This is a genomic window from Microbacterium hibisci, from assembly GCF_015278255.1.
GTDB lineage: Bacteria > Actinomycetota > Actinomycetes > Actinomycetales > Microbacteriaceae > Microbacterium > Microbacterium hibisci.
The window spans coordinates 220,430-242,380 of sequence record NZ_JADIJC010000003.1 but is presented as its reverse complement, the minus strand read 5'-3'; the positions used below and the strand labels follow the sequence as shown (position 1 = coordinate 242,380).

General features: G+C 68.5%; 16 protein-coding genes. 10 read left to right on the top strand and 6 right to left on the bottom strand.

From position 1 onward, the window contains the following. Positions 1 to 2 precede the first annotated feature (2 nt). From purE to IM770_RS07960, 3 genes are read left to right on the top strand one after another with little or no spacing between them, the layout of a single operon-like run. Positions 3 to 470 carry a 5-(carboxyamino)imidazole ribonucleotide mutase gene (gene purE / locus IM770_RS07970; protein WP_203580684.1) on the top strand — a complete coding sequence of 156 codons (468 nt, stop codon included), beginning with the start codon at positions 3 to 5 and terminating at the stop codon, positions 468 to 470. After that, positions 467 to 1,951 carry an LCP family protein gene (locus IM770_RS07965; RefSeq protein WP_307785401.1) on the top strand — a complete coding sequence of 495 codons (1,485 nt, stop codon included), beginning with the start codon at positions 467 to 469 and terminating at the stop codon, positions 1,949 to 1,951. The genes purE and IM770_RS07965 overlap by 4 nt, the downstream gene beginning before the upstream one ends. Before the next feature lie 2 nt (positions 1,952 to 1,953). Further along, complete coding sequence (locus IM770_RS07960; protein ID WP_203580596.1) at positions 1,954 to 3,081, top strand: glycosyltransferase; 1,128 nt, start codon at positions 1,954 to 1,956, stop codon at positions 3,079 to 3,081. A 69-nt stretch (positions 3,082 to 3,150) separates the two neighbouring features. On the opposite strand, the gene IM770_RS07955 is transcribed toward IM770_RS07960, so the two are convergent. The 3 genes from IM770_RS07955 to rfbB are packed head-to-tail and all read right to left on the bottom strand — an operon-like array spanning position 3,151 to position 6,919. Beyond that, entirely contained in the window at positions 3,151 to 4,497 is a 1,347-nt protein-coding gene (locus IM770_RS07955) for an acyltransferase family protein (protein WP_203580595.1), read from the bottom strand. Beyond that, complete coding sequence (locus IM770_RS07950; protein ID WP_203580594.1) at positions 4,497 to 5,921, bottom strand: sugar nucleotide-binding protein; 1,425 nt, start codon at positions 5,919 to 5,921, stop codon at positions 4,497 to 4,499. The genes IM770_RS07955 and IM770_RS07950 overlap by 1 nt, the downstream gene beginning before the upstream one ends. Beyond that, positions 5,921 to 6,919: a dTDP-glucose 4,6-dehydratase gene (rfbB, locus tag IM770_RS07945; RefSeq protein WP_203580593.1), complete on the bottom strand. Its 999-nt coding sequence runs from the start codon at positions 6,917 to 6,919 to the stop codon at positions 5,921 to 5,923. Before rfbB ends, IM770_RS07950 begins: the two co-directional genes overlap by 1 nt. Before the next feature lie 62 nt (positions 6,920 to 6,981). Here rfbB and rfbA point away from each other — a divergent pair, with 62 nt between their 5' ends. The 6 genes from rfbA (at position 6,982) to IM770_RS07915 (ending at position 15,976) form a co-directional block, all read left to right on the top strand. After that, a complete protein-coding gene (rfbA, locus tag IM770_RS07940; protein WP_203580592.1) occupies positions 6,982 to 7,851 on the top strand; it encodes a glucose-1-phosphate thymidylyltransferase RfbA in 870 nt (289 codons plus the stop codon). Beyond that, positions 7,848 to 9,773, top strand: a complete 1,926-nt coding sequence (locus IM770_RS07935) for a rhamnan synthesis F family protein (RefSeq protein ID WP_203580591.1) — start codon at positions 7,848 to 7,850, stop codon at positions 9,771 to 9,773. Before rfbA ends, IM770_RS07935 begins: the two co-directional genes overlap by 4 nt. Beyond that, on the top strand, positions 9,770 to 11,713 hold the full coding sequence (locus IM770_RS07930) for a rhamnan synthesis F family protein (protein ID WP_203580590.1): 1,944 nt from the start codon (positions 9,770 to 9,772) through the stop codon (positions 11,711 to 11,713). The genes IM770_RS07935 and IM770_RS07930 overlap by 4 nt, the downstream gene beginning before the upstream one ends. A gap of 43 nt (positions 11,714 to 11,756) precedes the next feature. Continuing rightward, a complete protein-coding gene (locus IM770_RS07925) occupies positions 11,757 to 12,677 on the top strand; it encodes an ABC transporter permease (protein WP_239065908.1) in 921 nt (306 codons plus the stop codon). Between the two features lie 8 nt (positions 12,678 to 12,685). Beyond that, positions 12,686 to 13,909: an ABC transporter ATP-binding protein gene (locus IM770_RS07920; RefSeq protein WP_372430662.1), complete on the top strand. Its 1,224-nt coding sequence runs from the start codon at positions 12,686 to 12,688 to the stop codon at positions 13,907 to 13,909. Between the two features lie 255 nt (positions 13,910 to 14,164). Continuing rightward, the gene (locus tag IM770_RS07915; protein ID WP_203580589.1) at positions 14,165 to 15,976 is read left to right on the top strand and encodes an LGFP repeat-containing protein; all 1,812 of its coding nucleotides are present in this window, start codon (positions 14,165 to 14,167) and stop codon (positions 15,974 to 15,976) included. Here the strand turns inward: IM770_RS07915 and IM770_RS07910 are convergent. After that, the gene (locus tag IM770_RS07910; RefSeq protein WP_203580588.1) at positions 15,939 to 18,101 is read right to left on the bottom strand and encodes a glycosyltransferase family protein; all 2,163 of its coding nucleotides are present in this window, start codon (positions 18,099 to 18,101) and stop codon (positions 15,939 to 15,941) included. The genes IM770_RS07915 and IM770_RS07910 overlap by 38 nt on opposite strands. A gap of 90 nt (positions 18,102 to 18,191) precedes the next feature. Between IM770_RS07910 and IM770_RS07905 the strand changes: the two genes are divergently transcribed. Continuing rightward, positions 18,192 to 19,916 carry a hypothetical protein gene (locus tag IM770_RS07905; protein ID WP_203580587.1) on the top strand — a complete coding sequence of 575 codons (1,725 nt, stop codon included), beginning with the start codon at positions 18,192 to 18,194 and terminating at the stop codon, positions 19,914 to 19,916. Here IM770_RS07905 and IM770_RS07900 read toward each other — a convergent pair. Together IM770_RS07900 and IM770_RS07895 are read right to left on the bottom strand one after the other, a co-directional pair. After that, positions 19,840 to 20,334 carry a GtrA family protein gene (locus IM770_RS07900; RefSeq protein ID WP_203580586.1) on the bottom strand — a complete coding sequence of 165 codons (495 nt, stop codon included), beginning with the start codon at positions 20,332 to 20,334 and terminating at the stop codon, positions 19,840 to 19,842. The genes IM770_RS07905 and IM770_RS07900 overlap by 77 nt on opposite strands. After that, complete coding sequence (locus IM770_RS07895; protein ID WP_203580585.1) at positions 20,331 to 21,950, bottom strand: hypothetical protein; 1,620 nt, start codon at positions 21,948 to 21,950, stop codon at positions 20,331 to 20,333. Before IM770_RS07895 ends, IM770_RS07900 begins: the two co-directional genes overlap by 4 nt. Position 21,951: the final 1 nt, after the last annotated feature.

Sequence of the window (21,951 nt, the reverse complement as noted above, 5' to 3'; positions counted from 1 at the left end):
TCATGGGATCCGACTCCGACTGGCGCGTCATGAGCGATGCCTCGCAGGCGCTCACCGACTTCGGCATCCCCCACGAGGTCGAGGTGGTCTCGGCCCACCGCACCGTCGACAAGCTGATCCGATACGGGCGCGAGGCGCGTGAGCGCGGCCTGCGCGTGATCGTCGCCGGTGCCGGCGGCGCGGCGCACCTCCCCGGCATGCTGGCATCCGTCACCGCGCTCCCCGTGATCGGCGTGCCGGTGCAGCTCGCGACCCTGGACGGCATGGACTCGCTCCTGAGCATCGTGCAGATGCCCGCCGGCATCCCCGTCGCCACCGTCTCCATCAACGGCGCGAAGAACGCCGGACTCCTCGCCGCCCGCATCCTCGGCGCGTCCGACCCCGAGGTCGCCGACCGCGTCGAGACCTACGCCCGCGACCTGGAAGCCCAGGTCGAGCAGAAGAACCGGCGGCTCAAGGAGTCGCTGTGAGCGTCCTGAGCCCGCCCAGCCCACGCACGAGCGGTGCGCGGGGCTCGAGCGTCGTCCAGGAGCGGCCGATGCGGTATCCGGATGCCTCGTCCCGGGCCGTGATGACCCGCCGGGGCTGGTGGCTGATCGGGCTGAACTTCCTCATTCCGGGCTCGGCACAGGTGCTCGCCGGCAATCGACGGCTCGGTCGCTTCGGCATCGCGTGCACGATCCTCATGTGGGTGCTCGCGGTCGTCGCGCTCCTGTTCGCGCTGCTGGCGCCGACCGCGGGCCTCGGCGTCGTGACCGGCGCGTGGATTCCGGACTGGCTGGGGCTGCTGCGCCCACTGCCGCTCCTGATCGCGCAGGGACTGCTGATCGCGTACGCCGTGCTGTGGGCGGTGCTCTCGGTCGACACGCTCCGTCTCGTCCGGCTGGTCAAGACCGGGCGGGGGGCGCGCTTCGGCATCGCAGTCGTCGCCGTCGGCCTCATGGTCGTGGCGAGCGGAACCGCGGCCTACGCATCGAACGCCGTCGGCACGGTCCGCAGCACGATCAGCACGATCTTCGGGGTGAGCGGTCCGACCGTGGATCCCTCGGACGGCTACTACAACATCCTGCTCCTCGGCGCCGACAGCGGCGAGGGCCGCGACTCGATGAGATTCGACAGCATCTCGGTGGTCTCGGTCAACGCCGACACGGGGGCGACCACGATCACCGGCATCCCGCGTGACATGCCTCACTTCCCGTTCTCGGCGGGACCGATGCAGGACCAGTATCCGAACGGCTTCGAGGGTCACGGCGACGCGACCTGCGGGTGGGGAAGCGGAATCAACCAGCTCACCAACGCCGTCCAGCAGTGCCGCGAGGACCGCGGCGCCGGCCTGTACCCGGACGCCGAGAACGTCGGTTCGACGCCGGCCATCGAGGCCACGAAGGCCGCGGCGGAGGGGATCCTGGGCATCGAGATCCCGTACTACGTCTTCATCGACATGCACGGTTTCGCGGCCCTCGTGGACGCGCTCGGCGGCGTCGACATCAACGTCACCGAGCGCCTGCCCAAGGGCGGCCCACCGGAGGGCGTGGACCCGCACGATGTCGACAGCTGGGCGACCGGGTGGATCGAACCCGGTCAGCAGCACATGGACGGCGACACCGCGCAGTGGTACGCGCGGTCGCGGTACACGACGAGCGACTTCGATCGCATGGAGCGCCAGCGCGAGCTGCAGCAGGCGATCCTCGCGCAGTTCACCCCTCAGGTGGTGCTCACCCGGTTCCAGGAGGTGGCGGCGGCCGGCGCCGACATCATCCAGACCGACCTGCCGCAGTCGTTCATCCCGACACTCGTCGACCTCGGCATGAAGGCCAAGGAGCAGCCGGTTCAGACGATCGAACTGACCCCCGACGGGGGCATCGACGAGCTCGATCCCGACTACGCGTACATCGCCGAGCTCGTCAACGGCACGCTGCACCCGCCGACCGAGACGCCTTCGGGGGAGTGACCGTGGTCGCCACGCTCCGCGTCGTGCTCGATCAGCTCGTCGCCCCCTCCGAGCCCGAACTCGCCGAGGCCTCGCGCGAGCTCGCGCGGTCGCTGGTCGTCGCGGCGCCGGCGGGGTGCGAGGTCGAGGCGATCGCTCCGGCGGGCGGTGCCGACGGCGCGCTGGACGCCGTGGCGGGGCTGGCCGGCGTCCGCCGCACGGCGCTTCCGCGGCGAGAGCTGTCGGCGGCACTGCAGCTCGGCGTCGGAACCGGCATCGGCGGCGGCATGATCCACTCGCCATCGCTGTTCGCGCCCCTGGTGCGGCACGACCGCGTGCACGACCACGATCAGACCGTGGTGACGATCTGGGACCTCCGCCCCTGGGAATCGCCGTCCGAGCTTCCCCGCGCGGTGGTGTCGTGGCACAAGGCCATGCTGAAGCGCGCCGTGAAGCACGCCGACGCGGTGGTGGTTCCGACGCACTCCCTCGCGGCGCGGCTGCTCGAGATCGCACCGCTGGGCGGTCGCGTGCGCGTGATCGCGGGCGCCGCGCCGACGGGTTTCGCGGTGCCGGTCGACGAGATCGGGCGCCGGCGCGAGCTGGGCCTCCTCGAGGGGTTCGTCCTCCTGGCCGGCGGACCCTTCGGGTCGGAGGGATTGGATGCCGGACTCGCGGCGGTCGCGGCATCCGGTGTCGATCTGCCCGTCGTCGTCATCGACGTCGAAGAGGGGCACGAGCCCGCCGTGGCCGACCTCGCCTCGGCGGCCGGGGTGCCCGAGCGCGCCCTCCATGTGCGCGGGGTGCTCTCCTCGGAGGATCGGGCGGCCGTGTTCGGGGCGGCTGTCGCGTTCGTGGCGCCGTCGCGGCGGGCGGCGTTCCCGTGGCGGGTGGTCGATGCCCTGACACTCGGCGTGCCGGTGATCGCGGCGTCGTCCGCCGTGCACGACGAGGTCGTCTTCGACGGGGGAGTGCTGGTGTCGGCGGCCGGTGCGGGGGAGCTTTCGGAGGGGCTGGGCGCGGCGCTGGCGTCGGCCGTGGGGTCGACCGCGTCGGCCGAGCGGCTCGGTGTGCTGGCGGGAGACCGGGGGCGCTCGTTCTCGTGGCGCGAGGCGGCCGACAAGGTGTGGGCGCTGCACGCCGAGCTCTGACGAATCGCCGTGCCCGTTCGTGCCCGCCGTCCGCGGGCCGACGGCGGGCGACGGATCCGGATCAGTGGTTCACGGGTTGGGCGCGGGAGCGCTGGACGCTGCGCCGAAGACCTGCCCGCATTGCCGACAAATCCACGGTCCCGCGTCTTCGCGCGACAACTGGTCGTGTGGGCACGGCATCGTGACAGCGTAACCGGGGCGCGGACCGTCTCCAGGCCGGCCGTCGATCCGGTCGACCCGCCCCTCGTGCCCCCGTGGCGAAGACTCGCGCATCCGACGCCCGTCGCGGTCGGCGCTCTGCCTGCGCGGGTCCGCCATGCGGGCGACGGACCTCGCGAGCCTGTGCGCAGGACGCTCCACGCCCTTCCAGAAGCACCAGGCGATGACGAGGCAGATCGGCAGCGCGAGGAGCGGCGCCACCCACGAGCGGTCCGGCGGAACCATCACCGCGAGGCTGACGACGATGGGCTCGTGCGTGAGGTAGAGGCTGAACGAGATCGTGCCGAGGCCGGTCAGCGCGCGCGTCGAGAGCAGGCGTCTGGCGCCGGGCGAGCCGATGGCGAGAACCACGACCAGCACCACGCCGACGACGACCGGGATGGCGCGCAGCGCGGTGCCGACCGATCCGGCAGACGTCGGACCCCACCACGAGAAGGTGATGAGGAGCGCGGCGACCGCGCCCAGAACGACTTCCGCGATCTGGCCGCGCCTGCCGGCGAAGAATCGCTGCGCGCTGTTCGCGATCTCCGGCATGTTCACGGCGATGAGGGCGCCCAGGCCGAAGTAGGGGAGGTACCGCATCTCGTCCGAGCCGACGGCCGAGCCGATCGCCGAAACGGCACAGAGCCCGGCGGCGATCACCGGCCACCAGCGCCTTCCGAAACGGACGGCGACCCATACGTACACGGGGAGCAGGAGGGAGAAGACGACCTCCCAGCGCAACGACCACAGCGGGCTGTTCAGCCAGGAGGTGCCGTTCAGGAGCACCATGTCGCGTACCACGGTCGCGGGGCTGATCTGCTCCCCGTGCGCACGCACCCATTCGCTGTATTCCGCACCGACGAAGCGGGGCCACACGAGCGCGCAGACGACGGCGAACAGCACCGCAGCCACCACCGGGACGTACAGTCGGAGGAGCCTGCTCGGGTAGTAGGCGCGCCAGCGCGCTGCGCGCCCGTTCGCCGCGGGGAGTGTCAGGACGACGCCGCTCAGCACGAAGAAGACGAGCACGGCTTCGCCGCCCGCCCAGACCACGTGCAGCGGGGTGTGCGCGAAGGGCGTGACGAACCACGGTTCGGGAAGCCCCCAGTAGACGGCCGAGAATCCGGACATCGTGAGGAGCGCGTGGTGGATGACCACCAGAAGTGCGGCGAGTCCTCTCAGTCCGTCGAGGCTCACCACACGGGGCGGGGCCATCAGCCGGTGCGGAGGGAGTCGCGGGCCCGGTCCGGAAGCGTGGCGGTCCAGTCCGGGACGGAGAACCCTGTCGCCTCGATCTTCGAGAGGTCCAGAACGCTGTTGTGCGGCCGCGGCGAGACCGGTCCCGCGGAGCCCGCGAGGTACTCCGCCGTGGTCACATCGGCGACCCTGGCGGGATCGTGGCCCACCGCAGCGAACACGGCGCGCGCAACGTCGGACCATGCCGCAGAGGGCCCGCCGCTCGTCAGGTTGTAGACGCCGGGCGCGGCTCCGGCCTTCAGCAGGTGCCGGATGCCGCGCGCGATGTCGTCCGTGAACGTGAGACGCCCGATCTGGTCGGAGACCACCTTCGGGTCGGTTCCTCGCTCGGCGAGCGTCGCCATGGTGCGTACGAAGTTCTTGCCTGCGCCGATCACCCACGACGTCCGGATGATGTAATGCCGCGGCACCGTGGACACGATCGCGTCCGCTGCCGCCTTCGTCTGCCCGTACACCCCGAGAGGGCTGACCGGATCGTCTTCGCGATACGGGCGCGTGCTCGTGCCATCGAACACGTAGTCGCTGGACACGTGCACCAGCGTGATGCCGTGGTCGGTGGCGATCCGTGCGAGGGCCGAGACGCCCGCAACGTTCGCGGTCCAGGCATCCGACCGCCCTGCGGGCGTCTCCGCCGTGTCGACGGCGGTGTACGCGGCAGCGTTCACGATCGCCTCGTAATCGCGCCAGCGTCGCGCGGACGCCAGGTCGGCCGAAGCGAGGTCGAGATCGGCGCGCGACGCGAACTCCACGTGCGGGCTGTCCGCGAACTCGCTGCGCAGCGCGAGACCGAGCTGGCCAGAGGCCCCGGTCACGAGGATCCGCTTCGGCGGGATCGGCACGACGTCTGCGAGCCGGGGGTGCGCGAGGTCCTTGGCGCTGATCTCGACGTCGGCCAGCGGGATCGGCCAATCGATCGCCACGGTCTCGTCCGCCAGGTTCAGGAAGCTGTACGTCGCGTTCGGCGACCAGTGGTCGTTCACCAGGTAGCTGTACGCGGTGTCGGGCTCGAGCGTCTGATAAGAGTTGCCCACGCCGCGAGGGACGAAGATCGCGCGCGACGGGTCGATCTCCGCCGTGAACACGGCGCCGAACGTCGGGCCCTCGCGCAGGTCGACCCAGGCGCCGAAGATGCGTCCGGTCGCGACCGACACCCACTTGTCCCAGGGTTCGGCATGGATGCCGCGCGTCGTTCCGGCGGCGTCGTTGAACGAGATGTTGTTCTGCACCGGCCCGAAGTCCGGCAGGCCCGCCGCGAGCATCTTCTCGCGTTGCCAGTTCTCCTTGAACCATCCGCGACTGTCGCCGTGCACGGGGAGGTCCCAGAGGATGAGACCCGGAATCGGCGTCTCGGTGGCACCGAGCGCCTTGCCGAACTCCGTCATCACTGACCCTTCGACGCGTAGAACGCCTCGACGCCGTCCTTGGCGGGGGCCCACCAGTCCTCGTTGTCGCGGTACCACTCGATCGTCGCGGCCAGGCCTGCTTCGAAGTCCTGGTACCGGGGCGTCCAGCCCAGCTCGGTCCGCAGTCGCGTGGAGTCGATGGCGTAGCGCAGGTCATGCCCGGCGCGATCGGTCACATGCTCGTACGCGTCGGCCGGTTGACCCATCATCTGCAGGATGAGTTCGACGACCGTCTTGTTGTCCTTCTCGCCGTCCGCGCCGATGAGATAGGTTTCGCCGGTCGCGCCCTTCTCGAGGATGGTGAGCACGGCGCTCGAGTGGTCGTCGGCATGGATCCAGTCACGCACGTTCTCGCCCTTGCCATACAGCTTCGGGCGGATGCCGCGGATCACGTTCGTGATCTGCCGCGGGATGAACTTCTCGACGTGCTGGTAGGGGCCGTAATTGTTGGAGCAGTTGCTGATCGTCGCGCGGACTCCGAACGAGCGCACCCAGGCACGCACCAGGAGATCCGATCCCGCTTTGGTGGACGAATAGGGCGACGACGGGTTGTACGGCGTGGTCTCCGTGAAACGCGCCGGGTCGTCGAGTTCCAGATCGCCGTAGACCTCGTCGGTCGAGATGTGGTGGAACCGGCGATCATGCTTGCGCGCCGCCTCCAGGAGCGTGTACGTGCCGATGATGTTCGTGTCCAGGAAGGGACGCGGGTCGTGGAGGCTGTTGTCGTTGTGCGACTCCGCCGCGTAGTGCACGACGGCGTCGACGTCGGCGAACAGCCGGTCCACCAGCTCCGCGTCGGCGATGTCGCCGACGACCAGCTCGACGCGGTCCGTCGGAAGGCTCGCCAGCGACTCCCGGTTGCCGGCATACGTCAGCTTGTCGAGCACCGTCACGTGGTCGTCGGTGTTCGCCACTACGTGGTGCACGAAGTTCGAGCCGATGAAACCGGCGCCGCCAGTGACGAGGAGTTTGCGCATCCCCCCAGATTACCTGGAGCGCTGATTGGGGGTTTGCGCGCACATCAGCGAGACTGGAGGGCATGCGTGGCATCATTCTGGCGGGTGGAACCGGGTCGCGACTGCACCCGATCACTCTCGGCATCTCGAAGCAGCTCGTCCCGGTGTACGACAAGCCGATGATCTACTACCCGCTGTCGACCCTGATCCTCGCCGGGATCCGCGACATCCTCATCATCACGACGCCCCAGGACTCCGACCAGTTCCAGCGCCTGCTCGGTGACGGCAGCAGGTTCGGGATCTCGCTGACGTATCGATCCCAGCCGTCGCCCGACGGTCTGGCTCAGGCATTCATCCTGGGCGAGGAGCACATCGGCAGCGACTCGGCCGCGCTGGTCCTCGGCGACAACATCTTCTACGGCCAGGGGATGGGTACCCGTCTGCGCCAGTACACGAACCTCGACGGCGGCGTGGTGTTCGGCTACTGGGTCGATGACCCCACCGCCTACGGCGTCGTGGAGTTCGACGACGCAGGCCGCGTGGTCTCGCTCGAGGAGAAGCCGGCGGAGCCCAAGAGCCAGTACGCCGTGCCGGGTCTCTACTTCTACGACAACGACGTGATCGAGATCGCCAAGGCCCTCAAGCCGTCTCCGCGCGGAGAGCTGGAGATCACCGACGTCAACAAGGAGTACCTGCAGCGCGGGACGCTCAAGGTCGAGCTCCTTCCCCGCGGCACCGCATGGCTCGACACCGGGACCTTCGACTCGCTCAGCGAGGCGACGGAGTTCATCCGGACGGTCGAGAAGCGCCAGGGACTGTCCATCGGCTGCCCTGAGGAGGTCGCCTGGCGCATGGGCTTCCTCTCCGACGACGAGCTGCGCCAAAGGGCCGAGCCCCTCGTGAAGAGCGGGTACGGCGCCTACCTGCTGAAGCTGCTCGCCCAGCAGGCATGATGGTCGCGGAGGCGCCTCAGACCATCCCGGCTCCTGCCCCCTTCCCGGAGGATGGGCGCCGGGTCATCCTCTACCTCATCGACGACCGTCGCGACGAAGTCGGCGATGATGCGATCGCATCGCTGCGCGCGCTGCGTCCGTGGGCGACGGAGATCGTCGCCATCGTCCGTGCGGGCACCGATGCCGCAGGTGCGGACCGGCTCTCGACGGTCGCGGACACGATCGTGGTCCATTCCGCTCCCAGCATGGACATGCTCGCGTTCTCGACGGCGATCCGCGAGGCGCGGATCAGCATCGAGCGCGCCGACGAGGTCGTCTTCACCGGAAACAGCTGGTACGGACCCGTACGAGATCTCGGACCGGTCTTCGAGCGGATGGACGCGCAGGCGCTCCACGCGTGGCAGATGACGGGCAACGTCGACGGCAGGCCCGAGACCTTCCCCGAGGAGGGCTTCCCCGGACGCGTCTTCTCATGGCTCTGGCTCGCGGTCCGAGGTGACGTCGTGCGCTCGCGCGGGTGGGCTGAGCTCTGGCCGACGTCGATCGTCCCGCAGCACGAGTTCGCCGCGGCGCTCGAAGGCGCCGGCTACCGCACGGGCGAGGCGTTCGCCGCGGCGGACTACCCGCGCGGCGACCCCGCCCTGTTCGCGCCCGACCTGCTCATCGAAGACGGGTTCCCTTTGCTCAGCAAGGCCGTCTTCGCCCAGTACCCGCCGTTCCTCGACCGCCACGCCGTCCTCGGTCGGGAACTGCTCGAGGTCGTCGATGACTACGGCTTCCCGGTAGCCGGCATCCTCAAGGACCTGGCACGCAACGTGCCGCCGAAAGCGCTGAACGCCATCGGCGGGATGCTGGAGGTCCTGCCCGACGTCTCGCTCGGCTACGACCCGTCGAAGCCGTTCCGCATCGCTGTCATCGCCTACGTGCCCGACGTCGCGTTCATCGCCGAGCTGAAGGAGCGTCTGGTCAATCTCCCCACCGGGTTCGACCTGGTCGTGACGACCGGCGACGGAGGCCGCGCCCGCGCGATCGAGCGGGCGTTGGCGGCGTGGCAGGACGCACCGTTCGCCCGCTTCGAGACGCGGGTGTCGTGGTTGCGTCGTGGCCGGGACAAGGCCGCCCTCTTCATCGCATGCCGCGACCTCATTCTGGGCGACGACTACGACCTGCTGGTCGCGGTCCACGGCCGGGTGTCCCCTCGCAAGACCGACAACATGCAGAACTACTCGCGACGACACCAGCTGGACAACCTGCTGGGCAGTCCCGGATACGTCGAGAACGTCCTCGGGCTCTTCCAGCGCGAGCAGGGGCTGGGGCTCGTCTTCCCTCCGATGGTGCACATCGGCAATGCCATCATGGGGCGGGGCTGGGGTGCCTATCGCGAACCCGCGCTCGCGTTGTGCAAGCGCCTCGGAGTGAAGGTGCCGCTGGATCGGGTCACGCCGCTGGCGCCCTTCGGCGGGATGTGGGTGGGCCGGCCGGACGCGCTCCGCCCGCTCGCCCGCGAGCGCTGGTCCGACAACGACTACGGCAAGCAGGGGCGACGGACGCACGTCGAACTCGGCCGCGTGCAGGAGCGTCTGATTCCGCTCGTCGCGGCCGAGCAGGGGTACCACTGCCGCACGGTCCTCAACAGCGAGCACGCGGCGATCAGCCACACCTCCCTGGAGTTCAAGGCCGATCAGATGTTCTCGACGACCCGCGGATACCCGGTCGAGCAGATCCGCTTCATGCACCGGCTCGGCTTCACCGGCCACGGCGGCGTCGTGGCGCTCACCCGCATGTACCTGCGGCTGAACCATCCGAAGCTCGCCCGCGCGACGGCCCCGCTGTACCGAGTGCTCTTCCGCACCTTCACGATCGCGCAGCGCATCCGGCAGGGATTGGGGCGCCTGATCAACGAGTACGGAGCCGGGGCATGAGCAAGACCAGCGACCTCATCGTCTTCCCCGCTCGTGCGGCGGAGCCCTTCCCTGCGAACGGGCGGCGTCTTCTCGTCTACGTCGTCTACGACACCCGAGGTGATGTGGAGGGCTACATCCCGCACGCGCTCCGCGCGCTGCGGTCGCACGTCGCCCATATTCTGGTCGTCGTCAACGGCACCCTGACGGAGCAGGGTCACGCGGCGCTCGCGCCCGTCGCCGACGAGGTCCTCGAGCGCGACAACAGCGGGTTCGACATCTGGGGATACAAGGCGGGCCTCGACCATGTCGGCGATGCCATGGGCGACTACGACGAGGTCATACTCGCCAACGACACCTGGTTCGGCCCTATCAAGCCGTTCGCGCCGGTCTTCGACCGGATGGACGCCCAGGCGCTGCACTTCTGGGGAATGACAGACCACGGGCGCGTCGAGCCGCACCCGTTCACTCAGACCGGCTACCTGCCGTATCACCTGCAGTCGTACTGGGTCGCGGTCCGCCGCCAGATGTTCCTGTCCGAGCCCTGGATCGAGTACTGGCGCGACCTGCCGGAGATGAAGTCGTATTCGGATGCCGTGGTGAAGCACGAGGGCGTCTTCACCGAGCACTTCACCGAAGAGGGGTTCGTCGGCGAGGTCGCCTTCCCGATCCTCACGGGGGTCGCCGAGAACTACCCCGTCCTGTATGCCAGGCAGCTTCTCGAAGCGGGGTGTCCGACCCTCAAGCGGCGCCCGTTCTTCCAGTGGCCGGTGTACCTCGATCGACTCGGAGTCGTCGGGCGGTGGACGCTCGATGAGGCCGAGCGGTCCGGGTATCCGCTCGATTTGATCTACGAGGATCTGGCGCGGAACGTGCAGCCGCGCGTGCTGAACACCGATGCCGCCATGCTGTCGGTGCTGCCCGAGCAGGACATCTCGTACGACCCGGACGCCCCGTTGCGCACAGTGGTCCTGGCGCACGTCTACTACGACGAGATGGCGGCCGAGATGCTGGACCAGGCCGACACCCTCCCGGGCGACTACGACCTGATCGTCACCACGTCGGACGCGCAGAAGGCCGAAGCGATCGAGAAGATCATCGCGTCGCGGCCGCGCCGCGGCCATTCGGAGGTGCGCGTCGTGCGCTCGAACAACGGGAGGGACCAGGGCGCCTTCCTCATCGACTGCCGCGATGTCGTGCTCGACGGCGGATACGACCTTCTCGTCAAGATCCACTCGAAGCGCACGCCGCAGAGCATCCTCCACGTCGGACGGCACTTCCGCCGGCAGCAGTTCAGCAACCTGCTGAACAGCCCCGGCTACACCGCCAACCTCGTCGCGCTCTTCCAGAAAGAGCCGGGGCTCGGCCTCGCGTACCCGCCGACGGTGCATCTCGGGCACCCGACCATGGGACACGGCTGGTGGTCCAACAAGCCGGGGTTCTACGAGTACTGCAAGCTGCTCGGCATCCGCGTCCCGCTCGATGACATCTCGCCGCTCGCCCCCTACGGATCCATGTACGTCGCCCGCCCCGAGGCTCTCCGGCTGCTCGTCCAGCACGAATGGACATACGACGACTTCGGCGGCGCCGAGGCCTACCAGGACGGCGGGCTGGCCCACATCCTCGAGAGGATGCCCTCGTACGCGGCCGGCGAGCTGGGCTACCACACGCGGACCGTCGCGAACGCGGAGTACTTCGCGATGAGTCACACCGCTCTGGAATACAACCTCGACCAGATGTCGGAGACCGTACCGGGAGCGTCGGTCGAACAGATCGGGCTGCTGCACACACTGGGACCGATGGAGAAGGGTGCCTTCGGCGACTTCGCGCGGATGTACGTCCGCCGTCATCGACCGGACTCCGAGGACTCGCTGCGAGCCTGGTACGCGCGGAGCGAGCGGGCGCGCGGCCTCCTGTGGCGGCTCCGTCATCCTCGTACCTGGCTGCGCCGCCCAGCCTGACGCTGGACGGTTGCCCAGGCACGCCCGAGTTAGGATTCTGCATATGTCTGCGCAGGAAAACCCGGCCGGCGAGGCGCGGTTCCAGCGTCTTTCCGTCATGCCGATGCGAGCGGTGGGTGGTCTGTACCCCTTCACACCGCAGGGGATCACCCGTTCGATCAAGGACGTCACCGATCAGCGCGAGATGCTCGGGCTGCTCGTCAAGCGGGATCTCAAGTCGAAGTACAAGGACTCCGCACTCGGGTTCCTGTGGTCGCTGGCGCGGCCGCTCGTTCAGCTGCTGATCTACTTCATCGTCCTGGGACAGTTCCTCGGGGCCGCGCGCGGCATCCCGGACTTCGCTGTGTACATCTTCACCGGACTGACGGCGATGGGTCTGTTCACGGAGATCGCGGTCGGCGGCACCGGCTCGATCCTCGCCAATGCGGGCTTGGTCAAGAAGGTCTATGTCCCGCGCGAGGTGTTCCCGCTCGCCAGCGTCGGGTCGGCACTCTTCAACTTCGCCATCCAGCTGGTCGTCCTGCTCGCCGCCACCATCGCGTCGGGTCACCCGCCACTGCATGCGGGCATCCTCTACGCGATCCCCGCCCTGCTGATCATCGTGATCTACGGTCTGGCGTTCGCGCTGTTCTTCGGAGCGCTCAACGTCTACCTGCGTGACATGCAGTACCTCGTGGAGGTCTTCACGATGCTGCTGTTCTGGGCATCGCCGGTCGTCTACTCGTGGCAGATGGTCACCGAGCTCGTCCAGAACCCTGTGGTGATCGACATCTACACCAACAACCCCCTCACCCTCGCAATACTCGGTTTCCAAGAGGCGTTCTGGCTTGCGGGGGCCGACATGGCCCAGCCTGACAACCTCCTGGCCAGGATGCTGATCGCGATCGCGGTCGGTCTGGTGCTGCTGCTGGGCAGCCACCGAGTCTTCCTGCGGCTGCAGGGCAACTTCGCGCAGGAGCTGTGACACCCGCCATGACCATGTCCCCAACGCCTGCCGCCCCTCCCGTCGTGATCGAGGCCGAGTCCGTTTCGAAGCGATTCACGGTCCGTCGCGACACCTCGCTCAAGGAGCGCGTCGTCACTCTCGGACGCGCGGGCCGCCGTCACCGCCAGGACTACTGGGCGCTCAGCGACGTCAGCCTCGACATCTATGCCGGCACCACGATCGGCCTGATCGGCCATAACGGGTCGGGGAAGAGCACGCTTCTGAAGGTCATCGGGGGGATCATCCTGCCGACGACGGGCGAGGTGCGCCACCGTGGCCGGGTCGCCGCGCTGCTGGAGCTCGGAGCCGGGTTCCATCCCGACCTGACCGGTCGCGAGAACGTCTATCTCAATGCCGCCGTGCTCGGACTCAGTCGCGCCGAGACCGACGAGCGATTCGACGACATCCTGGAGTTCTCCGGCGTCGCCGACTTCATCGATACGCAGGTCAAGTTCTATTCGTCAGGCATGTACGTCCGCCTCGCCTTCGCGGTGGCTGTCCACACTGATCCCGACATCCTCCTCGTCGACGAGGTCCTGGCGGTCGGAGACGAGCAGTTCCAGAAGAAGTGCCTCGACAAGATCAAGGAGTTCCAGGAGGAGGGCCGCACGATCATCATCGTGAGTCACGCCCTGGACCAGATCGAATCGCTCTGCGACCGTGTGATCCTTCTCAATCGGGGCCAGGTCGTCCTCGACGGCGCGGCCGACGCGGCGATCGACCGATTCCGGGAGCTGCTCGCCAGCGGCGAGGGGACGCGCGGGCGACAGGCGGAGCAGGCGTCCCACAGCCTCGAGGTCCAGCGCATCGAGACCCGCAACGCTCAGGGAGATGTCGCCACGCGGTTCGCGGTCGGTGAGACGGTGGATCTGCGACTGCACATCGAGGCGCTGCGGCCGGTCGACAAGTGGGCCGTCGGCTTCAGCATCAACACGATCCATTCGCAGATGGCCCTCGCCTCGAACACGGACGTCCTCGGCGTCACGTTGAGCCCGATCTCCGAGTCGGCCGTCGTCCGGTTGGTGCTGTCGAGCGTCGGCCTCGGCCCGGGCGAGTACTTCGTCAACGCGAACGCCGTCGGCCTCAGCGTTCCGTCGTCCCATTCGCTCACACGCGGCGCCACTTTCGTGGTCGAGGGTGGCAACGAGACCATGGGACCGGTGGCAGCCGCGATCGAGTTGGCAGAGCTTCCTCCCGTGTCCGGACGCTGATTCCCGCGCTTCAGACGGGATCTTCGACTGCGGCCGGCGGGCCGTGTGCTGCATCGGCGTCGCACGAAGGTGCTATATCCGGGTCGGCCGGTTGCCGCTAGTCTGAGGGACACTTGTCACATCAGACACAGGAGCAACATGCTTGCGCGCGTCCTCCGCGGCGCCGCGGCTCTTGCCGCGGTGGTTGTGATCATTGCTTCGGGCAGCGTGTCCGGTCCGAGCGCCTCAGCGGCGCCCCAGGTGGAAACGGGGCGGGTGTCCACGGGGTTGGCGGGGTTCGCCGCAGGCAACATCATCTCCGACGAGGTCTTCTTCGCGAACGACACGATGTCGGCCGGCGACATCCAGGCCTTCCTGAACGAGAGGGTGCCTGCGTGCCAGGCAGGCTATCGGTGCCTGAAGGACTTCTCGCAGAGCACGACCACGCGGCCGGCCGATCTCATGTGCCGGTCGACCTATCAGGGAAGCAGCCGTCAGACGGCTGCGGAGATCATCTACCACGTCGCGCAAGCCTGTGGGATCAACCCGCAGGTGATCCTGGCGACGCTGCAGAAGGAACAGGGCCTCGTCACCCACACGTGGCCGAGCGACTGGCGCTACACGATCGCGATGGGTCAGGGATGTCCTGATACCGCCGCGTGCGACACGCGCTACTACGGGTTCTTCAATCAGGTGTACGGGGCGGCGTGGCAGTTCAAGCGCTACGCGAATCCGCCCGGGACGAGCAACTTCTTCACCTGGTACGCCCCCGGCAAGACCTGGAGCATTCTCTACAACCCGGATCGCGCGTGTGGTTCGTCGCCCGTCTTCGTCGCGAACCAGGCGACCGCGAACCTCTACTACTACACGCCGTATCAGCCCAACGCGGCTGCACTGGCGGCAGGGTACGGCACGGGCAACGGCTGTTCCGCCTACGGCAACCGGAACTTCTACAACTACTTCACCGACTGGTTCGGTTCGACGCAGACCCGTCTGGGCGCGGCCATCTCCACTGCCTACGCGGCGCTGGGCGGCAGCGGCGGATTCCTCGGAGCGCCGCTGGGCCCCACGACCTGTGGGCTGAGCGGCGGCGGGTGCTACCGCGACTACGCGGGGGGCGCCATCTACTGGACGCCCGCGACCGGCGCGTGGGCGCTCTCGGGCAAGGTGCGCGACGTCTGGAGTTCTCTGGACTACGAGCGAGGGTTCGGCTATCCGCTCAGAGCTCAGGTGTGCGGCTTGCCGGATGGCGGCTGCTATCAGGACTTCCAGAGCGGCGTGATCTACTCATCCGCGTACGGCACCTTCGGCCTGAACGGCTGGATCCGCCAGAAGTGGTCCTCGCTCGACTATGAGCGCGGTCTCGGTTTCCCGACGAGCAGTGTCAAATGGCTGGCCAGCGACGCCTCGTATCAAGACTTCCAGCGCGGCGTGATCTACTCCACGCGCGGCGGAACGCGGGCCCTCGTGGGCAAGATGCGCGAGGTGTGGAGTGCGCTGGATTATGAGCGCGGTCTCGGCTTCCCGTCCAGCGACGAGAAATGCCTGCCGGACGGCGCTTGCTTCCAGGACTTCCTCGCGGGCGTGATCTACTCGTCCGCCGCCGGGACGTTCGGACTGTCGGGGGCGATCCGGCAGAAGTGGTCCGCGCTGGACTACGAGCGCGGGCTCGGGTACCCCGTCACTCCGGCGCGGCTCCTGGCAGGGGGCGCCCGCTACCAGGACTTCCAGCGGGGGGTCATCTACTCGTCGTCGAGCGGCACGTTCGCCCTGACGGGGAGCATTCGCGCCACCTGGGCGGCGCTGGATTACGAGCGTGGACTGGGGTTCCCCTCAGGCGACCCGAGGTGCCTGGCCGACGGCGCGTGCTATCAGGACTTCGCGTCCGGCGTCATCTACTCGTCGTCCTACGGTACGTACGGGCTCACGGGGGCGATCCGACAGAAGTGGGCGGAGCTCGACTACGAGCGGGGACTCGGCTACCCGACGGGGCCGCAACGATGCGATGCCGTGACGAAGGTGTGCAGCCAGACCTTCGTCACGGGCACCATCACCTGGAACCCGTCGACGGGAGCGCAGGTCGGCTGATCAACCGCTCGACCGCCTGGATGAGGGTATCGGCACGCGAGTCGAAGGAGTGGGCGCTCCGGACGACCTCGGCCACGGACTTCAGCTCGGCATCGTCGGGGAACAGCAGATCGATGTCCCCACTCAGGAGTTCGATGAGCTCCGGAACCGAATCGTAGGTGCGGACAGCGCCGCCGAACTCTGCTTCGATGTCTTCGACAGAGTCGCTGATCACCCGCCCGCCGGCGGCAACGACATCGTACGGACGGTTGGAGATGAATCCGGCGGCGCGCATCGCCGGCCAGTGGTCGTTGAGCACGACGGCTGCGGACTCGTACAACCGCGGCAGCTCTTCGTTCGGCACGTTCGTCGCCGCGATGGCGGACCCGGGGATGTAGCCCGTCCAGTCCGGGCCGAACACCTTGACCGGGATGCCCGCCTCGAGCGGACCGACGACGGAAGGCCGGGGGATCCCCCGCGCGGTGCCGACGAAGACGATGTCGTCGCCCCGCGGCGTTCCCCGAGGCCGGAAGCGCGTCGTGTCGGTGCACTGCAGGAGAGGCTGCACCTCTCGACCGAAACGCTCGGAGGCCGACTGCGCCCACGACCTCGACGCTGCGAAGACGAGGTCGAAGTCGGCCAGCTCGGCGGCCGTGATCTCGTCAGGATGGCTGATGATCCACAGCACCGATGTGCCCGTGCGCGGGGGCCGGATGCGAACGGGACCACGGAGCACCAGATTCACGTCGTCCAGTGACGTCGTCGGCCGGTGGGTCGCTTCGATCGCGTCCACAACGGCCTCCATGCCTGCGGAGCGCAACGCCCGCGCGAGTGCTCCGGCGAAGTGGGTGTCGCCCCAAGCCTGGCCGGCGCGGCCGGCGGGGGCAGCCGTCTTGATCGCCCACCGCAGCGGACGACTTCCGCCGGCCGCTCTCATCACCATCGGCCTCGTCGGCGTGTCCCGATCCGGGGCCACAACCCAGCCGGCTGCTCCCAGGACTGCCTCGACATCGGTGTCGCGAAGCGGAGTGGACCCTTCGCGTGGGGGTTCGCGAGGAGCTTCGACAGCGATGTCCAGAAGCGTCGTGCCGCCGGAGCGGATGTCGTCACCCCGTCGACGGGAGTAGGTGGATCCGGCGATCTCCGGCACCTGGATCGCGGCGCCGAGCTCGACCGCGTCCTCCACGGGGTGGTGAGCGAGAAGGTGATGGCGGGCGCCTCGCCATCCGATGACACCGGCGGACGCGATCGTGCCATCGGGGGCGACCCACAGCGGGGCCGCCGGGCCGTCGGCGGCGGCGTGGGCCAGTCGGATGACGGCGGCGGGGGAGATCACGGCGTGCGGGCCGCGCACCACCACGATGTCGGTCGCGAGTTCTGCGTCCTCGACCACGGGCTCCCCGAGCGAGACGTGCAGATCCGGATACGCGAGGTGCAGCAGATACGCCTGGGTGAGGACATCGGTGGAAGGACGATCGAGGTGGATCTGCGCCGACGACGGCGACCGCGAGATGACCTCGGCTGCCAGGGCGAGTGCCTCGTCGGGATCACGCTCGTCGGCGGCAACCTCGCACACGAACGTGAACGCCGGCACGCCCTCGGGCTCATCGTGGGACTCCGGCCCGAGCACGGTCTGTGCCGCGGCAGCGGCGGCGGCGACGCGGACGGCAGACCAGGGGATGTCGTGGGCCGAGTCGCCACGCCCCAGCCGCACCCGCCCTTGACGCTGAGCGCTGCGCCACGCATGCCCGAGAGGCCCGCCGCTGTCGGTGGCGACCTCGGGATGGCGTTCGGCGTAGTCGGGCGCGGACCACGCCGGGCTGACCTCGAGTCGCTGTCGATCGTTGACCAGGTACGCGTACAGGGCGGGCACTCGGTCCGAGTCGGACAACTGGCGCGAGATCGTGCGTTCGCACGCGAGCGGATTGAGGCTGAAGCCCTCACGGAAGCCGTCGCGGACGTATCGACGTACCGCGGCTCGACGGGTGATGCGGCGACCCGCCTGGGCGACGACGAACGGCATGTCCACGACATCCGCTCGCAGGATCGTTCGTGCCCACCAGAACCGGTCGATCCGGCCGATGACACCACCGACGAGGGGAGCCGATCGCGCGCGCCGGATGGCGGACCGAACGCGCGACAGCATTCTTCGATTATAGGAACGACCGACATTCGGCTTGAGGAAGTGTTAGCTTTTGGCTGGCTCGGCCTCCCGCCGCACCAGCAAGGACGATGCGTGCTCGCGATTCTGACCGCCGTGATGGCGCCCGCTGCGCTGTTCGGGGTCTTCGTGCTGGCGGGCGCCGCATTCGCGAAGTCCCTCCAGCCGCGGGTCGGCGCAGACGGCGCGGTGATGATGGGGCTCGCTTGGCTCGGAGCGGCTGGTCTCGTCACGTTCTGGACGAGCTTCATCGATCTGCGACTCGGTTCGGTCGTCGGGGTGCTGGGCGTGATCGTCTCCCTCGGGGCGATCGTGTGGTCGCGCGCGTGGCGGCGGTGGCGCGCCATCGTGCCGGTGGGCTTGGTGGCGGTCGGCTCCACACTGGCGACGGTCGGGCTGTTCCGCCTCTGGATGGCCCCCGTGGGGCTGTTCGAGTTCTCGAGAACCCGCACTGTCGCGTGGATGCTGCCGGTCGACAACGTGCTTCCATCCGCCCTGGCGGACTGGTTGGCGGGCGACAGACCGCAGTTCCTGTCGGGGGACTGGCTGCCGAGCGATCGGCCGCCTCTTCAGACGGGCCTCCTGCTGCTTGCGAGGGGGGTGCTCGGACCGCTGGCCGGGATCTCCCGTGGATTCGCGGGCGAAGAACTCGCGTACGGAACGAGCGTGGCGGCTCAGTCGCTTGGGGTCGTTTCGATCGTGGCGCTGATGTGGGCGCTCGGTTACACCACGCGCATCGCGGTCGCGACCGTGGCCTTCGTCGCTGCGCTCCCGACGACCTACATCAACATGGTGTACACCTGGCCGAAGCTGCTCGCAGCAGCGTTCATCGTGGGCGCGATCGCCGTTCTGGTGGCCGCGGTCCGACGAGCCGAATCGCAGGTGACCTCCGTCATCCTGGCTGCTGTCCTGTCACTGCTCGCGATCGCGTCCCACGGGGGCGCCGTGTTCGTGCTGCCCGCGGTGCTCACGCTGGCTGTGATCGTCTTCGCGCGCTGCAACTGGGCGGAGCGAGGGCGGATGACGGCCGGCGCGATCGCCGCGTTCGCCCTCATCTACGCGCCGTGGATCGCCTTCCAGCGCATCGTCGCGCCGCCCGGCGACCGGCTGCTCAAGTGGCACCTCGCCGGGGTCGTCGAGGTGGACGATCGCAGCTTCCTCCGCGCTCTCGTCGACCAGTACGCCGCCTCGTCCTGGATGGAGCTTCTTCAGGTGCGCGCCTCCAACCTCGCGACGGCGCTGTGGCCGCAGTCGCTCGAAGGCGCCGATGTCTGGCGCGACGGGTGGCAGGACCGGGCACAGCACGCGGCGTTCTTCAACACCGCAGCGGCGATCGGGCTGGGCGCCGCGCTGGTCGGCGGCGTCCTGGTGACGGCTCTGATCTCTCGCATCCGCCATCGCAGAGACGATCGGCTGCACGACGCTGCGGGGCTCTCGCTCTTGATGCTGGCGTGCATCGTGCTGTGGTCGCTGGTGCTGTTCCAGCCGGAGGCGGCAATCGTTCACCAGGGGTCCCAAGCCTGGCTGATGATCCTGAGCGCCGTGGCATTCGGTTGGGTGGCTTTCACGAGATGGCGTCTCGCCACCTGGATCATCCTGCCGGCGCAGGCACTGTGGACGATCGTGGTGTTCGCCGACTCGGCCTTCTACGCCGACGCGCCGATGTCGCCGGCGGCGGTGTCGACGCTCTGCGTCGGGGTGGCCGTCGTCGCCACGGCCATCATCACTTCGCCGGGGCGGAGTGTTCGATCGGCAGCGGCTCGTTCCGGTAGACCCATCGGGTATACGCGTAGTACCTGAAGCCGGTCGCGAGAGCCTGACCGATGAACGTGCCGAACACGTTGTCTGCGACGGGGCCGTCGAGCCCGAGGACGTAGCGCGAGAATGCCAGGCAGCCGAGCTGGAGGAGGATCGCGATGACGTTGGCGAGCGCATAGAGCGTCACCTGCCTGACCGTCATCGGCGTGTGGCGATCGCGGTAGGTGAGGACCTTGTTGCCGAAGTAGGTGGCGACGAGGCCGACGAGGATGGCGATCGTCTTGGCGACCAGGGGATAGTGGAACAGCGGCCCCTCGCCTCCGGCGAAGACGAGGAGGTTGTACACCACGGCGTCGATGATGAATCCGGCTCCGCCGACGAGCAGGAACACCGACCCTCGCTTGATGTTGCGGATCAGGAAGGCACGGACGTGCGGCGTGTCGAATCGGGAGGGGCTCATGGCGTGTTCACTTCCTCGCAGAGCGCAACCGGAGCGGTGGTCTTCTCTACCACGAGCTCCGTCGGCTCGAGCATGGTGAGGGTTGTGCGTCCAGGGTCCAGTGCGACCGTCTGAGACAGGCCCCGAGCCTCGCCGTCCTGTGCGAAGAGGGTCACCGAGGCGCCGGTGGATGCCTCCAGATCGATTCCCTCGGGCCCCGCCGAGATCGTGGATCCTTCCTGCAGGAAGATCTCACACGTCGCCGGGCCGCCGGCGGAGGCACTCGTGTTCAGGCCGACCGTCGTCAGCGCTGTGAGGCGTGCGTCCTCGCCGTAGTCAGATCGACGCATCCCGAAGTCGGCTTCGAGCTCTTGGAGCTGCGAGATCGTCCGGGGCAGGTAGACAGGGTCGGGACGCGCATCGGGATCGACCTCCCCTGGATGCTCATCTGCGAGATCCAGAGCGGCGGAGAGGACGTCATGAGTGCCGAGCTCGCGGGCTGAGTCGCCGCCTGCCCGGAGCACCAGCAGGCCGGCGTTGTAGACGAACACCACTCCGATGAGGGCGACGACGGCGATCGTGCTCGCGACCGCCCGGCGGGCGATGCGCGAGAGGATCAGCGCGATGGCGGGAAGAGTGAACACCGCGGCGATGTAGATGTAGCGCGACTCGTCGGCGGAACCGGCCCCGAGCTTCGCCCGGCTGTAGCCCGTGAGGACCCCGAAGACGAGTCCCGCCGCCAGCATGCTCAGCGCGACGACGGTGGCCACCGTCAGTCGCGCTCGGGCCGCGGTCACCACACCCCACACGGCGATCGCGGTGACGACGACGATTCCGAAGCCCGGCACGGGCGTCGACGCGTTGTAGGCGCCGACGAACATCGTCCCCACGAACTCGGGAATGCCGGCCAGGATCTGACCGAGTCCCTGCGCCCGGAAGATCGCAGTGGGGTTGGGTCCCGCGACGATCGTGTACCAGAAGAGGTAGACGAGAGCGGGTACGCCGACCGCGACGAGCGCTTTGACCCACCCGTGCCGGTACCAGGCGACGAGCGCGACCGCGACGAAGAAGGGAAGGACAGTGCCCGCGGTGGCGGCTCCGGCGGTCAGCAGAGCGATGGTGGCGATGAGGCCGCCTGTTCGCATCGTCGGTCGCACGACGACGAGAAGCGCTCCCAGCCCGAAGGCGATCGCGCCCATGAAGCCCATCTGGAACGCCCACAGCAGGTTCTCGCCGGCCGCGCCGTAGAAGACGAAGACGGCGGCGAGCGCCGTGGCGATCCACGGCGTGGACCCGGCGTGCGTGAGAACACGCCACAACAGGTGTGCGACGACCAGATGCGCGGCGATGGCCACGCCGACGTAGGGAAGATAGCTGCCGAGCCCGAAGGTGTTCTGGAGAAACGTCCACACGCCGATCGGCAGGGCGCTCCAATGCCCGTTATGGCCTTCGACGAACCGCTTGGCGGCCTCGGGCTGCCAGATGATGTCCCACTCGTCGAAGAAGAACCACTGGTTGCGGGCGAGGAACAGGAGCGCGCACGCGCCCAGCAGCAGGGAGAGGTAATGCACCCAGGCGGCGGCGCGCGGGGAACCTGAGGCGCGCCACGACGGCGCCGCCACCTGAGTCGCGGTCATC